The organism is Stenotrophomonas sp. NPDC077421, from assembly GCF_049545505.1.
GTDB classification, from domain to species: domain Bacteria; phylum Pseudomonadota; class Gammaproteobacteria; order Xanthomonadales; family Xanthomonadaceae; genus Stenotrophomonas; species Stenotrophomonas nematodicola.
In genome coordinates, this window is record NZ_JBMWDP010000046.1 from 15,026 (window position 1) to 29,729 (window position 14,704).

11 protein-coding genes and 1 pseudogene are annotated in these 14,704 nt (G+C 70.1%); 8 read left to right on the forward strand and 4 right to left on the reverse strand.

The features are described 5' to 3' along the window. Nucleotides 1-112: 112 nt before the first annotated feature. Nucleotides 113-1,192, reverse strand: a complete 1,080-nt coding sequence (gene rnd, locus ACPEH1_RS18365) for a ribonuclease D (protein ID WP_423716160.1) — start codon at nucleotides 1,190-1,192, stop codon at nucleotides 113-115. Nucleotides 1,193-1,356: 164 nt separating this feature from the next. Here rnd and ACPEH1_RS18370 point away from each other — a divergent pair, with 164 nt between their 5' ends. Together ACPEH1_RS18370 and ACPEH1_RS18375 are read left to right on the forward strand one after the other, a co-directional pair. Further along, nucleotides 1,357-3,180, forward strand: coding sequence for a formylglycine-generating enzyme family protein (locus tag ACPEH1_RS18370; protein ID WP_423716165.1), 1,824 nt, complete (start codon nucleotides 1,357-1,359; stop codon nucleotides 3,178-3,180). 59 nt (nucleotides 3,181-3,239) lie between these two features. Continuing rightward, nucleotides 3,240-4,136 (forward strand): M48 family metallopeptidase, encoded by an 897-nt coding sequence (locus tag ACPEH1_RS18375; RefSeq protein WP_423716161.1) that lies wholly within the window; start codon nucleotides 3,240-3,242, stop codon nucleotides 4,134-4,136. A 37-nt stretch (nucleotides 4,137-4,173) separates the two neighbouring features. On the opposite strand, the gene xseA is transcribed toward ACPEH1_RS18375, so the two are convergent. Together xseA and queG are read right to left on the reverse strand one after the other, a co-directional pair. Further along, complete coding sequence (gene xseA, locus ACPEH1_RS18380; RefSeq protein WP_287255642.1) at nucleotides 4,174-5,514, reverse strand: exodeoxyribonuclease VII large subunit; 1,341 nt, start codon at nucleotides 5,512-5,514, stop codon at nucleotides 4,174-4,176. Nucleotides 5,515-5,569: 55 nt separating this feature from the next. Continuing rightward, the gene (gene queG / locus ACPEH1_RS18385) at nucleotides 5,570-6,658 is read right to left on the reverse strand and encodes a tRNA epoxyqueuosine(34) reductase QueG (protein WP_136003242.1); all 1,089 of its coding nucleotides are present in this window, start codon (nucleotides 6,656-6,658) and stop codon (nucleotides 5,570-5,572) included. A 25-nt stretch (nucleotides 6,659-6,683) separates the two neighbouring features. Between queG and ACPEH1_RS18390 the strand changes: the two genes are divergently transcribed. From ACPEH1_RS18390 to ACPEH1_RS18415, 6 genes are all read left to right on the forward strand, one after another. Next, on the forward strand, nucleotides 6,684-8,171 hold the full coding sequence (locus ACPEH1_RS18390; protein ID WP_423716162.1) for an NAD(P)H-hydrate dehydratase: 1,488 nt from the start codon (nucleotides 6,684-6,686) through the stop codon (nucleotides 8,169-8,171). Next, complete coding sequence (gene tsaE, locus ACPEH1_RS18395; RefSeq protein ID WP_136003244.1) at nucleotides 8,168-8,650, forward strand: tRNA (adenosine(37)-N6)-threonylcarbamoyltransferase complex ATPase subunit type 1 TsaE; 483 nt, start codon at nucleotides 8,168-8,170, stop codon at nucleotides 8,648-8,650. Before ACPEH1_RS18390 ends, tsaE begins: the two co-directional genes overlap by 4 nt. An 82-nt stretch (nucleotides 8,651-8,732) precedes the next feature. Further along, nucleotides 8,733-10,334, forward strand: coding sequence for an N-acetylmuramoyl-L-alanine amidase (locus ACPEH1_RS18400; RefSeq protein ID WP_423716163.1), 1,602 nt, complete (start codon nucleotides 8,733-8,735; stop codon nucleotides 10,332-10,334). Between the two features lie 216 nt (nucleotides 10,335-10,550). Continuing rightward, complete coding sequence (gene mutL / locus ACPEH1_RS18405) at nucleotides 10,551-12,431, forward strand: DNA mismatch repair endonuclease MutL (RefSeq protein ID WP_423716164.1); 1,881 nt, start codon at nucleotides 10,551-10,553, stop codon at nucleotides 12,429-12,431. Nucleotides 12,432-12,478: 47 nt separating this feature from the next. Further along, nucleotides 12,479-13,381 (forward strand): DUF1684 domain-containing protein, encoded by a 903-nt coding sequence (locus ACPEH1_RS18410; protein ID WP_017357616.1) that lies wholly within the window; start codon nucleotides 12,479-12,481, stop codon nucleotides 13,379-13,381. A 10-nt stretch (nucleotides 13,382-13,391) separates the two neighbouring features. Continuing rightward, nucleotides 13,392-14,345: a TraB/GumN family protein gene (locus tag ACPEH1_RS18415; RefSeq protein WP_423716166.1), complete on the forward strand. Its 954-nt coding sequence runs from the start codon at nucleotides 13,392-13,394 to the stop codon at nucleotides 14,343-14,345. 79 nt (nucleotides 14,346-14,424) lie between these two features. Here the strand turns inward: ACPEH1_RS18415 and ACPEH1_RS18420 are convergent. After that, nucleotides 14,425-14,704: pseudogene (locus tag ACPEH1_RS18420) on the reverse strand (polyhydroxyalkanoate synthesis repressor PhaR); the annotation flags it as partial.

Genomic DNA, 14,704 nt, shown 5'->3' on the forward strand with positions numbered 1-14,704 from the left:
CACGCGCCTCGGCGTGTTCCCATATGTCTGCGGTCATGGCCGCGCGCCGTCTGTTCAGCCTGCAGCGTGGCAGTCTGCGTGGCCCATGCCGACACGCAGACGCGTAGAGAGGTCAGCCTGCCGGCAGCAGCGGAGCCAGCGCCGGTTCCAGCTGCGCCTGGCGCCAGCCGGCCAATGCAGCAGGCCACTGGCGGCTCTCCAGATAGCTTTCCAGATGCTTGCGCGAGGCCAGCACGCCGTCGGGCAGGCCCAGCTCGGCCGTGCGTGCGGCGACCGCATCCTGCAGGCGCTTGAGCGCCTGCTTGTTGGTGTCGTTGGCCGGCAGTGCCAACGGTGCCTCGGCCTCGTCATCCAACGGCGTGACCAGCGCCTGCCAGACCTGTGCGGCCAGCTTGCGCGGCGCCTTGGGGAAGCCCTCCATCAGGGCGCCGAGCGCATCGACATCGGCCGGCGGCGTGCGCGCGAGTACAGCGGCCAGTTCGTTGTCGAGAATCCAGCTGCGCGGCTTGTCGCTGACGCGTGCCTGCATATCGCGCCAGCGCAGCAGCCGCAGCAGGCGCATCTGCGCGGGCGTATCCATGAACTGCGCCGAGCGCATGGCCACATGCGGCCAGCGCTCTTCGTCGTGCTCGACGCTGGCGAGCAGGCGCTCGGCATCGTCCTGCAGCCACTGGCGACGATCGAGTTCGCCCAGCCGGGCGTCGATCGCGTCGTGCAGCGCGAACAGGTACTCCACGTCATCGGCGGCGTATTCCAGCTGCGCGTCGGAGAGCGGGCGCCGCATCCAGTCCGACCGGGTCTCGCCCTTGGCCAGGGTGACGCCGGTGATCGCGTTGACCAGCTTCTGGTAACCCATGCCGCCGCCGATGCCGGCCAGTGCCGCACCGATCTGGGTGTCGAACAGCGGCCGCGGCAGCACCCCGCAGGCCACTTTGAAGGTGACCAGATCTTCGCTGGCGCTGTGCATGATCTTGAGGATCGACGTGTCGGTCAGCCAGGGGGCCAGCGCTTCGGTCATGCCGGGGATCAGCGGATCGATCAGCAGGATGTCATCACCGACCGCCATCTGCACCAGGGCCAGTTGCGGCCAGTAAGTGCGCTCGCGGATGAATTCGGTATCCAGGCCGATGCGGGTGGGGCGCTGGCGGTAGCGCTCGTCCAGTTCCGCCGGGGTTTTGATCCAGTAAGCCACGTGGGGTTCCATCGACTGCAGGGTCTGCTCAGGGTGGGGAGGATAGCGCGATGCACCCCTGCACGGCCGCGCCAGTATGATGAGGCCCTGAACCATCAGGCGGCAGGGAACCGAATTTGCGATCGTCCGGCACATTGCCGTTGTTGCTGGCCCTGACGCTGGGGATGGCCAGCGGCTGCTCGCCCTCGACGCCGCCGGCTGCCACGCCGCCTGCGGCGGGAACCGGGCCGGCGCCTGCCGTGCGTGGACCGGTGGCGGCGCAGGTCACCATCGGGGGCGAGGACGCGGCCGAAACCGTGCAGCGCTGGGAGCCGCCGCCGGTCGTGATCGACGCGCAGGGCGTGGCCAAGGCGCATCGCGAGGCGACGCAGGCATTCGAGCAGGGGCGGCTGTACGCCACGTCCGCCGATGCGATTCCGATCTGGCTGGGCCTGTTACAGCACAATCCCGCCGATCGCCAGGCGCAGGCCGGGCTGACGCGTGCGCGACACCGCCTGCTGGACGAGGCGACCGCCCTGCTGGCCCGGCCGCTGAAGCAGCGCGAGGCGCTGGCCGAGGCCGGTGACATGGCGCTGGTGCTGCTGACCCTGGCTCCGGAGGACCCCAAGGTGCGCCAGTTGCAGACGCGCGTTGAGAAGGCGCAGCGGGTGCTCGCCTACAACCGGGCCGGCGAGGATGACCTGCGTGCCGGGCGCATCGGTGAAGATGGCGATGGCGCGATTCCCAACTTCCGTGAGGCCCTGGCCCTGGACCCGGACAACGCGAGGGCACGCCAAGGGCTGGCGGCAGCGGAAAGCGCCTTGATCCGGCGCGCCGAGGACGCCGCGCGCGCCACCGATTTCAGCACCGCCGGCACCTGGCTGGCCGAAGCGGCCAAGGTGCGCGATTCCTCGATCACCATTGCCGACGCGTTTGAACGGATCGAGCGCATCCGCGCCGAGACGCTGGTCCGCCTGCGCGATGAAGGTCTGCGCGACCTGGCCACGCCGCAGGGGCTCAAGCCGGCGCGGCAGAAGCTGGAGGATGCGCTGCGGATCGCCCTGCCGGGCGACCCGGTGGTGGTGCAGTTGCGTGAGCGGATCGAACTGGTCACCCATTACGGCAGCTTCCGGCCGCGCCAGGTGTTCAGCGATGCGCTGCGTGACGGCGGGCGCGGCCCGCAGATGATCGTCGTGCCGCATGGCGGCTTCCAGATGGGCGCGGGCGACAGCGAGCCTGGCGCCACCGATGCCGAAAAGCCCTCCCACTATGTGCGGTTCGAGCGCGGCTTTGCCCTGTCGATCACCGAGGTGACGGTCGCCGACTTCCGCCGCTATGTGGAGGCGACCAAGGCGCGCCCGCGCGCGACCCGGCGCGGCCATTCGATCGTGTATGACGAGCGCAGCGGCAACTTCATGCGCCGCAGCGGCGTGGACTGGCAGTCGGACTACAGCGGCGCCCCGGCAATCGCCACCCTGCCGGTGATGCATGTGAGTGTGCGTGATGCCGAGCACTACGCCGCCTGGCTGTCCGAGCAGACCGGCCGTTCCTACCGGCTGCCGAGCGAAGCCGAGTTCGAGTACGTGCTGCGCGCGGGCAGCAGTGGTCGCTACCCCTGGGGCGACGCCGGCACGCCGCCGCCGCGCGCGGGCAACTTCACCGGTGGCAAGGACGTTTCGCCGTCCGGGCGCCGCTGGTACAACGCCTTTGTCGGCTATGGCGACGGATATTGGGGACCGGCGCCCGTGGCGACCTTCGAACCCAACGCCTGGGGCGTTCACGACATCGCCGGCAATCTCAGCGAGTGGGTTGCCGACTGCTGGCATGCCAGCTATCGGCGCGCGCCGTCCGACGGCGTGGCCTGGTTCAACCCGGGCTGCCGCCAGCGCGTGATCCGCGGCGGCAACTGGGCCAACGCGCCCGAGCAGACCCGCGCGGCGTGGCGGCAGTCGCAGGACTCGGACACCACCAGCGCCCGCATCGGCTTCCGGCTGGTGCGCGGCATCTGAGCGATCTAGGATGGGCGGGCGCGGGGCGGCGTGCCCCGGACCCACCAGGAACCACGAGCATGCGCAACGATCCATTTGGCGGTCAGCAGCAGGGCCGGGCCCGGCGACCGGGATTGTTCGGCAACATCCGCTGGTGGGTGCTGCTGGCGTTCGCCGGCTACGCCGCCTTCTACTGGTTCTCCAACCGTGCGGTGGACCCCTATACCGGGGAAAGCGTGCTGATCGACAGCTCGCTCGATGCCACTCAGGAGAAGGCGCTGGGGCTGCAGGCCTACCAGCAGATCCTGGCGCAGGAGCGCCCGGTCGATCCGAACCTGCAGGTGTCCCGCGATGTGCGTGCGATCGCCCAGCGCCTGATCAACAAGGTCGACGTGGTGGAAACCGCGCTTGCCGAGGAGCATGGGCTAAAGCCGGCGCATTTCTCCCGCGACTTCGAGTGGGAGGTGAACGTCATCCAGTCCGATCAGACCAATGCGTTCTGCCTGCCGGGCGGCAAGATGGCGGTGTACACCGGATTGATCCCGGTGGCGCGCACCACCGATGCGATGGCGGTGGTGATGGGGCACGAGATTGCCCACGCGCTGCTGCGTCACGGGGCACAGCGCATGGCCCAGCAGAAGCTGACCCAGATCGGACAGATGGCCGGCGCGGCCAGCGGCATGGACCCGCAGCAGCAACAGATGGTGATGTCGGCGATGGGCTACGGCTACCTGCTGCCGTATGCACGCAGCCACGAGACCCAGGCCGACGAAGTGGGCCTGATGCTGGCGGCCGCCGCCTGCTTCGACCCGCGCGAAGCGATTCCACTGTGGGAGCGGATGGGCCAGAGCAGCGGGCAGGCACCGCCGGAGTTCTCCTCCACCCATCCCAACCCCGGCACGCGCATCCAGAACCTGCAGGCGCTGATGCCCAAGGCGATGGAGTACCGCAAGCGCTTCTGCGAGAGCGCGGGCTGACCTGGCCACTGCCGGCACGCACCGCCGGCACGCTGCCTCAGCGGGCGGGGTCTTTCACCACGACCTGGATCGCCCCGTCCTGCAAGCGCGCCGTGAGCGTGTCGCCGGGACGGACCTGCAGCGGGGACCGCACCAGGCTGCCATCGTCCTCGCGGGTCAGGATGGCGTAACCGCGTGTCACCGTGGCCAGCGGGCTGACCGCTTCCATTGAACGGGCGAGGGCACGCAGGCGCAGGCCATCACGTTGCAGGTGACGCGCGATGGCGCCATCGGCACGTGGCTGCAGACGCTGCAGCCGTTCCCGTAGTGCATCCAGGCGACGCTGCGGGTGACCGTTGCGCAGCACCGCCGCGGCATGGCGAAGCCGCGCCAGGCGGCGCTCATGCAACTGCTGCCACAGGGCGGCCAGGTGCCGCGCCGCGTCCTGCTGGCGCCGCCGCAGCAGCTGCAGGCGGGCCTGCGGGCTCTGCGCGTTGAGGCGCAGCAGGGCGCGGTCGGTGCGTTGCATGGCCTGGCCCAGCGCATGGCGTTGCAGTTGCGCCAGGCGCGCGTCCAGGCGGCGCAGGTGCAGCGCCAGGTCGCGCTGGTCGGGCACCAGCAGTTCGGCGGCGACGGAGGGGGTGGGCGCGCGCAGGTCGGCGGCGAAATCGGCCAGGCTGAAGTCGGTTTCGTGGCCGACCGCCGAGACCACCGGGGTGGTGCAGGCGGCGATGGCACGGGCCAGCTGCTCGTCGTTGAACGCCCACAGATCCTCCAGTGAGCCGCCACCGCGGGTGAGCAGGATCACGTCGTAGCGGCCGCTGGTGTCGGCGCCGCGCAGCAGCGCGGTGATCTGCGCGGCGGCACTGTCGCCCTGCACCAGGCTTGGCAGCAGGTCCACCTCCAGCAGCGGGAAGCGCCGTTCCAGCACGCTCAGCACGTCGCGTACGGCTGCGCCGGTGGGCGAGGTGATCACCGCCAGACGGCGCACGTGGGCGGGCAGGGCGCGCTTGCGCTCGGGCGCGAACAGGCCTTCGGCTTCCAGGCGCGCCTTGAGCTGTTCGTACGCGCGGCGCAGGGCGCCTTCGCCGGCTTCCTCCATGTGGTCCAGCACCAGCTGGTACTCGCCACGCGCTTCGTACAGGGTCAACCGGCCGCGGGCCAGCACGCGCATGCCTTCGCGCGGGATGAACTTCAGCCACTGGCTCTTCGGCTTGAACAGCGCGGCGCGGATCTGCGCGCGCGCATCCTTGAGCGTGACGTACATGTGGCCGGACGCCGGGCGGGTGACGCTGCCGAGTTCGGCTTCCACCCAGATCAGCGGGAAAGCGCCTTCCAGCAGGTCGCGGGCCAGGATGTTGAGCTGGCTGGGCGTGAGGATCTGCGCGCTGCGGTCCATGAGGGGATAGAACTGTACGAACGGGGAGGCATGGTCGCACGTTGGCGCGCGTGCTTCATCCCGCGGCGTCGCGCCCGGCGTGCTGCTGCAGCGCCCATTCCACGTGTTCACGCACGATGGCTGACGGATGCGCGCGACGCGCGTGCAGCGCGGCGAGGGTGTCGGCATGGGTGGGCGCGTTGCCGAGCGCCACGGCGATGTTGCGCAGCCAGCGCTCGTGGCCGCTGCGGCGGATGGGGCTGCCTTCGGTACGCCGCAGGAACTCGTCTTCCTCCCAGGCGAACAGCTGCGCCAGCGAGGCGGTGTCCAGATCGTTGCGGGCGCGGAAATCGGGCTCGTCGGTACGCCGGGCGAATTTGTTCCAGGGGCACACCAGCTGGCAGTCGTCGCACCCGTAGATGCGGTTGCCCATCAGCGGGCGCATCGGCTCGGGAATGGCACCCTCGTGCTCGATGGTCAGGTAGGAGATGCAGCGCCGCGCATCCAGGCGCTGCGGCGCGATGATCGCCTGGGTGGGACACACATCGATGCAGCGCGTGCAGGTGCCGCAGTGCGCAGTCGCGGGCGTGTCCACCGGCAGCGGCAGATCGACGTAGATCTCGCCGAGGAAGAACCACGAGCCGCCCTGGCGGTCGATCAGGCAGGTGTGCTTGCCGATCCAGCCCAGCCCGGCATTGCGCGCCAGCGCGCGCTCCAGCACCGGCGCCGAATCGACGAACACCCGGTAGCCGAACGGACCGATCTCGGCGGCGAGGGCATCGGCGAACTTCTGCAGCCGGTTGCGCATCAGCTTGTGGTAGTCGCGGCCCAGCGCGTAGCGCGCCACGTAGGCGCGGTCGCCATCGTGCAGGGTGTCCCAGGCCTGGGCATCGTCCTTGTGGCCATAGTCCATGCCCACCGAGATCACCCGCACGGTGCCGGGCAGCAGTTCGGCGGGGCGCGCGCGCAGCGTGCCGTGGCGGGCCATCCACTGCATGGTTCCGTACAGGCCTTTGCCGAGCCAGTCGGCGAGGTGCGCCTCATCCTCGCCCAGCTCGATGCCGGCCACCCCGCAGCGCTGGAATCCGTGCGCCCGCGCAAGGGCGCGCAGCCGGTGGGCGGCCAGGGCGGGGTCGAGCGGGACAGGGGCGGGGACGGCGGACATCAGGGGGCAAGTATAGAATCCCGTCATGCTTGAACTCGCTGAACTCTTCGACACCCCTGCCGCCCGCCGCATCGATGCCCAGGCCAGTGCGCTGCTGGGCGACGGTGGCGCTTCGCTGATGGACCAGGCCGGGCTGGCCGCCTGGCAATGCCTGCTGGAGCACTGGCCGCAGGCCCAGCGCATCGGCGTGCTGGCCGGGCGCGGCAACAACGGTGGCGACGGCTACGTGCTGGCGGCGCTGGCGCGGCAGTCCGGCCGCCACGTGCAGGTGCTGCACCTGCCTGGCGACGCACCGGCCACGGCGCTGGCCCAGCGCGCACAGGCGGCCTTCCTGGCGCAGGGGGGGGATGTGCTGGCCGGCGACGGGCCGCTGCCCGCGATGGATGTCTGGGTGGACGCACTGTTCGGGATCGGACTGGATCGCGCGCCGGAGGCGGCCGCCGCGGCACGCATCGCCGCACTCAACCAGGAGACGGCCCCGGTGCTGGCACTGGATGTGCCCAGCGGCGTGGATGCGCGCACCGGCGCGGTGCCGGGCGTAGCCGTGCGGGCTGCTGTGACCCTGCAGTTCATTGTGTGCCACCAGGGCCTGTACACCGGCGATGCGCTGGAACATGTCGGCGAGCGCCGACTGGCACCGCTGCAGCTGCCCGAGGGCAGCGCCCGGGACGTGGTCGCATCGGCGTCGCGCTGGCACCACGAACGCGTGCGCGCGCTGCTGGCGCCCCGTCGCGCCAACACCCACAAGGGCGAATCCGGGCAGGTCCTGTGCGTGGGCGGCAACCTTGGCAGCGGTGGCGCGGTGATGCTGTCCAGCGAGGCGGCCCTGCGCAGTGGCGCCGGACTGGTCCGTGTGGCCACCCGCCAGGCGCATGTCACCGCGCTGCTGTCGCGCCTGCCCGAAGCGATGGTGCACGCGGTTGAGGACGCCCAGGATCTGTCCGCGTTGCTGCCGCAGTCCGGCGTGATTGCGATCGGCCCGGGACTGGGTCAGGACGACTGGGCCCACGAACTGTGGCGGCAGGTGCTTGGCGCCGGCCGTCCGCTGGTGGTCGATGCGGATGCCTTGAATCTGCTGGCGCAGTCACCGCAGCCGCTGCCCGATGCCGTGCTGACCCCGCACCCGGGCGAAGCCGCGCGCCTGCTCGGCTGCAGCACCGCCGAGGTGCAGGGCGACCGCTTCGCCGCCGTGCAGGCGCTCGCCCAGCGCTACCAGACCGTGGTGGTGCTGAAGGGGGCCGGCACGCTGGTCGCCGCGCCGCACGCCCGCCCGCGGGTGATTGCCGCCGGCAATCCCGGCATGGCCGTCGGAGGCATGGGAGACCTGCTGACCGGCGTGATCGCGGCACTGCGCGCGCAGGGGTTGGGGGCGTTCGACGCGGCCAGCACCGGCGCGCTGCTGCATGCCCTGGCCGGCGACGCCGCCGCCGCCGCCGAAGGCCAGCGTGGCCTGCTGCCCACCGATCTTCTGGCGCCGCTGCGCCGCTTCGTCAATCCGGACCGCCCCGCATGATCACGTTTTTCCTCGCCGAACCCGCCGACACCGACCTGCTCGGGCAGTGGCTCGCGGCCACCCGCCCGGCGCAGGCCGTGGTGCAGCTGCAGGGCGACCTGGGGGCCGGCAAGTCGACGCTCGCCCGCGCGCTGCTGCGCGCGCTGGGGGTACAGGGCCCGATCCGCAGCCCGACGTACACGCTGGTGGAGCGGTATCCGCTGGCCGATGGGCACGAGGCCTGGCATCTGGACCTCTACCGTATCGGCCACGCCGGAGAGCTGGATTTCCTCGGGCTCGACGAGGGCAGCGCGTCGCTGTGGCTGGTCGAATGGCCGGAACGGGGCGCTGGCGCCCTGCCGCCCACCGACCTGGTGGTGGCGCTGGAGATCGAGGGGCAGGGGCGTCGCGTGCGGCTCCGCGCGGACAGCGCCGCGGGCCGTGAATGGCTCGATCGCCTTCCCCAAGGGGGTGACTTGCAGGCCCTTTCTGTCGGCTGACACTAGGAAAATCCGGCAGGTTACGGATTATTAAGGGAAAAGGAGTTGCATTTCATTCAGCGCGGTGATTGAATCCTGACCCATGCCAATGGGGAAACCACTCACTGCCCTCTGCGCCGTCGTCGGACTCTGTCTGGCGAGCGCCGTGGCGTGGGCGGGCGAGATCCGCCAGGTGGCGCTGGACACGGGCGCCACCGGCACCCGCGCGGAAATCGCGCTGTCCGGCAGCGGCGGCTACAAGACCCTCACCCTGGCCGGCCCGAACCGCCTGGTGGTCGATTTCCCCGACTCCACGGCCATCCGCAACCTCAGGCTGCCCACGCCGAAGGGCGTGGTGACGGCCGTGCGCACCGGCCAGCCGGTTCCCGGCACGTTCCGGGTGGTGTTCGACCTGGCCGAGTCGGTGGCGCCGTTCAGGCCGCAGATGCGCAGGCAGGGCAATGAGTCGACGCTGGTGATCGAATGGCCGGGCGATGGCGGCACGAACGTGGCCAGCACACCGGCCAGCGCGGCGCCGACCGCGACCGTTCCCGCATCGACCGCCACGCCGGCCTCCTCGGCTGCGCCGACGGCAGTCGCGCAGACGCCTGCACCGACGCCGGCAGACAGCGCCCAGGCGCGCAACGATGCCGCCCGCGCGACCGCGCTGCTGACCGCCTCGGTGCGACAGCAGGCCAGCGCTACTGCGGCTGCGCCGCTGCCGACCCCCGCCCCGACCACGGCTACGGCCAACGTGGCCGCCGCGGGCAGCGCCAACGCCGCCAGCAACTCTGCCTCGCCGGCAGCGATCCTCGCAGGCCAGCCCACTGCAGCCGTGGTGGCAGCACCGGCTCCCGCGCCGGTACCGGCCTCCACGACCGCGGTCGAGGCCCCGCGTCCGGCGATGCCCAGCGATGCGTCGCGGATGAAGATGCGTCCGGGCATGCGCACCCTGGTGGTCGCCATTGATCCTGGTCACGGTGGGCAGGACCCCGGCGCGGTCGGCCCGACCGGCAAGCGCGAAAAGGACATCACCCTGGCCGTCGCGCGCGAACTGGCGCGACAGGTCAATGCAACGCCGGGCCTGAAGGCGTTCCTGACCCGCGACACCGATGTGTTCATCCCGTTGCCGATGCGTGCGCAGAAGGCCCGCGCCGCCAAGGCCGACATCTTCATCTCGATCCATGCCGACGCGGCCGAGAACCGCGCGGCCACCGGGTCGTCGGTGTACGTGCTGTCCACCAAAGGCGCGTCCTCGCAGCGCGCCCGCTGGCTGGCGGACAAGGAAAACGCCGCCGATCTGGTCGGTGGCGTGCGCCTGCAGCAGACCGAGGGCACCCTGGCGAACGTGTTGCTGGACCTGGCCCAGAGCGGTTACATGAAAGCCTCCGAAGACGCGGCCGGGCACGTGCTGGGCGGGTTGAAGCGGATCGGCAAGAACCACAAGCCGAACATCGAGCGCGCCAACTTCGCGGTGCTGCGCACCTCCGACATGCCGGCGATGCTGGTGGAAACGGCCTTCATCTCCAACCCGGACGAGGAACGGCGCCTGATCGATCCGGCCTACCAGCGCCAGATCGCCGGGGCCGTGCTCGACGGCGTGCACACCTTCTTCAGCCGCCAGCCTCCGCCCGGCACCCTGTACGCCGCACGCGCCCAGGCCGAAATCGACGCCGCCGGCACTGTCGCCGGGGGAAGCAAATAAAAACCCGCCAAAGGCGGGTTTTTATTTGCCCGTAGAGCCGGCCTCTGGCCGGCTGACCTCAGCGCCAAAGGCGGGTTTTTATTTGCCCGTAGAGCCGGCCTCTGGCCGGCTGACCTCAGCGCCAAAGGCAGGTTTTTATTTGCCCGTATGGCGGGTTTCGATTCACCCGTAGAGCCGGCCTCTGGCCGGCTGCACGGATGCCGCTATCATTCACGCATGACCATCCGCCAACTTCCCGACATCCTCATCAATCAGATCGCTGCAGGCGAGGTCGTCGAACGACCGGCCTCGGTGGTCAAGGAACTGGTGGAAAACGCGCTCGATGCCGGCGCCACACGCGTGGACATCGACCTGGAAGAAGGTGGCGTGCGCCTGATCCGGATCCGCGACGACGGCGGTGGCATCGCTCCCGAAGAGCTGCCGCTGGCCGTCTCCCGGCACGCCACCAGCAAGATCGCCAGCCTGGACGATCTCGAAGCGGTGGCCACGCTGGGTTTCCGTGGCGAAGCGTTGCCGTCGATCGCCTCGGTCAGCCGCTTCACCCTGTCCTCGCGACGCCCCGGTGACGCACACGGCTCGGCGTTGCAGATCGAGGGCGGCAAACTCGGGGAGGTCACCCCGCGCGCGCATGCACCCGGTACCACGGTGGAAGTGCGTGAGCTGTTCTACAACGTGCCCGCCCGACGCAAGTTCCTGCGCGCCGAACGCACCGAACTGGGCCATATCGAAGAATGGTTGCGGTCGTTGGCGCTGGCCCGCCCGGACGTGGAGCTGCGTGTTTCACACAACGGCAAACCGTCGCGACGCTACAAGCCCGGCGACCTGTATTCCGATGCGCGCCTGGGCGAGACGCTCGGCGACGACTTCGCGGCCCAGGCGCTGCGCGTGGACCACAGCGGTGCCGGCCTGCGCCTGCACGGCTGGATCGCGCAGCCGCATTACTCGCGGGCCAGTACCGATCAGCAGTACCTGTACGTCAATGGCCGGTCGGTGCGTGACCGCAGCGTCGCCCATGCGGTGAAGATGGCCTATGGCGACGTGCTGTTCCACGGTCGGCAGCCGGCCTACGTGCTGTTCCTGGAGCTGGACCCGACCCGCGTTGACGTCAATGTGCACCCGGCCAAGCACGAGGTGCGTTTCCGCGATTCGCGCCTCATCCACGATTTCGTCTACCGCACCCTGAAGGACGCGCTGGCCGAGACCCGGGCCGGCATGACCGCCGTCGGCATCGATGCAGGTGCAGGCATCGCCGCGCCGATGGAGATGCAGGCAGGACAGAGCGGCGCTGCAGCGACCGGCGGTTACGCGTTGGCCGGCGGGGCGGGCGGTGGTGGCGGGATGGGGGGCGGCCAATGGCGGCCGCAACAGTCGCCGTTGGGCCTGCGCGTGGCCGACGCGCCCTCGGCCTATGCCGCGCTGTATGCGCAGCCGCGCGCCGACGAGGACGCCGCACCCGCGTCGATGCCGGTGCCGGGCCAGTCCGGGCTGCCGGCGACCTCCGCCGACAGCGGCGTGCCGCCGTTGGGGTACGCCATCGCGCAGCTGCACGGCATCTACATCCTGGCCGAGAACGCCGAAGGCCTGATCGTGGTGGACATGCACGCCGCCCATGAGCGCATCGGCTACGAGCGGCTGAAGACCGCGCACGACGGCATCGGGCTGCACGCGCAACCGCTGCTGGTGCCGATCACCCTGGCGGTGGGCGAGCGCGATGCCGATACCGCCGAGCGCGAGGCGGACACGCTGGTGGCGCTGGGCTTTGAGATCACCCGGTCGGGACCGGGCTCGCTGCATGTGCGCAGCATTCCGGCGCTGCTGGCCAACGCCGAACCCGAAGGCCTGCTGCGCGATGTGCTCACCGACCTGCGTGAGCACGGCCAGAGCCGGCGCATCGCCAGCGCACGCGACGAACTGCTGTCGACGATGGCCTGTCACGGTGCCGTGCGCGCCAACCGACGGCTCACAGTGCCGGAAATGAACGCGCTGCTGCGCGACATGGAAATCACCGAGCGTTCCGGCCAGTGCAACCACGGCCGGCCGACCTGGGCCCGTTTTTCGCTGGCGGAAATCGACCGCTGGTTCCTGCGCGGACGTTGAAGGGGACAGACATGGGGAAGTGGGGAAGGCAGGTCGCACTGGCCTGCATGGTGATCGTGTTCGGAGGCTGCGGGGACAAGGCGGCGGATGCGCCGGTGGCGATGGCGACCGATCCAGCCTTCGCGGCCGAGCAGCAGCAGTGGCGCCAGCAGCGTTACACCGACCTGGTGGCCGCCGATGGCTGGACCACCCTGGTCGGCCTGCACTGGCTGGAGCACAAGGCGCATTACATCGGCCGTGGTCCGGGCAGTGGCATCCGCCTTGCCGTGGGGCCGGACAAGCTGGGCATGGTGGCGCGCACGGGGGACCAGGTCTGGTTCACGCCCGAACGTGGCGTGGCGCTCACCGTGGACGGGGCACCGGTGCACGGGCGCATCCGCTTCTTCAGCGATCGTGATGCAACCCCGACCGTGATCGCCTTCGATGGCGGCAAGGGCCACCTGAGCCTGATCCATCGGGGCGAGCGTTTCGCGCTGCGGGTCAAGCATGCCGATGCTGCCTCGCGCACCGGCTTCACCGGCCTGCTGTACTGGCCCGGCGGCCCGTCATGGAAGGTGCAGGCCCGCTTCGTTCCGCACCCGGCGGGTAAAACGCTGTCGATCGTGGACATCACCGGCCTGACCACCGCCATGCCCAACGCCGGCGCGTTGGAGTTCGAGCGCGATGGCGCCACCTACCGGCTGGAGGCCATCGGAGAACCGGGGGGGCCGCTGTTTGTGATCTTTGGTGACCGCACCAGCGGCCACGGCAGTTACCCGGCGGGTCGCTACCTGGACACGGACGCGCCCGATGCCCAAGGCCGGGTCGTGCTGGATTTCAACCACGCCTACAACCCGCCGTGCGCGTTCACACCGTTCGCCACCTGTCCGCTGACACCCCCTGAAAACCGCCTCGATCTGCGCGTTGACGCCGGTGAGAAGGCTTATCACGCACCCGAAGGAGAGGGTTGAACCCATGCGCATGTTGTCCCGTTGCCTGTTCCCGTTGCTGATCGCCGCCGGCCTGTCGTTCGGCATGCCCGCGCAGGCCCGCGCTGCCGCCCCGGCTGCAAAATCGGCGGCAAAGGCGGCCGCCCCGGTGCCGCTGTTGTGGAAGGTCACCGGCCCCGGCGACAGCCGTGTCTATCTGCTGGGCTCCTTCCACCTGCTGCGCCCCGGCGACTACCCGCTCTCGGCGGACGTGGACCGCGCGTTCGCCGACGCGCAGCGCGTGGTGTTCGAGCTGTCGCCGCAGGACATGGAGTCGCCGCAGCTGGCACAGAAGATGGTGCAGGCGGCGGTGCGTACCGATGGCAGCGAGCTCAAGCGCGACCTCGATGCGCCCACCTGGACGCGGCTGCAGGCCTATGCGCGCGACAACAACCTGCCGCTGGCGCAGCTGCAGGGCATGAAGCCGTGGTTCGTCGGGCTGACCATCACCCTCAGTCAGTTCACCAAGATGGGCCTGGACCCGAAGCTCGGTCTGGACCGCCACTTCATGACCCAGGCAGCTGCCTTGGGCAAAGCCACCGCCGGCCTGGAAGACATCGACACCCAGATCGCAGTGTTGTCGGGGATGTCGGCGCAGGAGCAGCAGCAGATGGTCGCCGAGGCGCTGGAACAGGCCGACAAGGGTGACGAGGACGGGCGCAAGCTGCACGATGCCTGGCGCCGCGGCGACGACAAGCTGCTGTGGAATTCGATGGCCACGCAGATGCGCGGCCAGTACCCGCAGTTGTACAAGCGCATCAATACCGACCGCAATGACGCTTGGGTGCCCAAGCTGCAGCAGCACCTGCAGGCCGGGCAGGGCGGTACGCTGGTGGTGGTGGGCACGCTGCACCTGCTGGGCAACGACGGCGTGGTCGAGAAGCTGCGCGCCAAAGGGTACACGGTGGAGCGGATCTGCACGGGCTGCGCCAAGCCCAAGCGCTGAGTCTGCGCGCAGCACCTGCGAAAACGGCGCGGCCCGAGGGCTGCGCCGTTTTTCGTTGCGGAGCCGGACGCGCGGTGGATCAGCGGCGCGTCTTGCCGGTGCCCGGGGTGGACGGTGCATCGGGCTTGCGTGCGCCGCCGGCGGTGCCGCCGCCCGCCGCGGGGCCGGTACCGGTGCCACCCGGACGCCCGCCGAAGCCGGTGCCCATGTTGCGCTGGAAGTCCTGCCACAGCTCGAGGTTGCGCTCGGTCAGCTGGTTCATCATCGCCCACGGCGTCTGGCCGAGCAGGTTGCCCATCTGCTGGCGGAACTGCTGCTGCTGGTCCAGGAACACCTGCATGCTGCGCTCCAGGTAATTG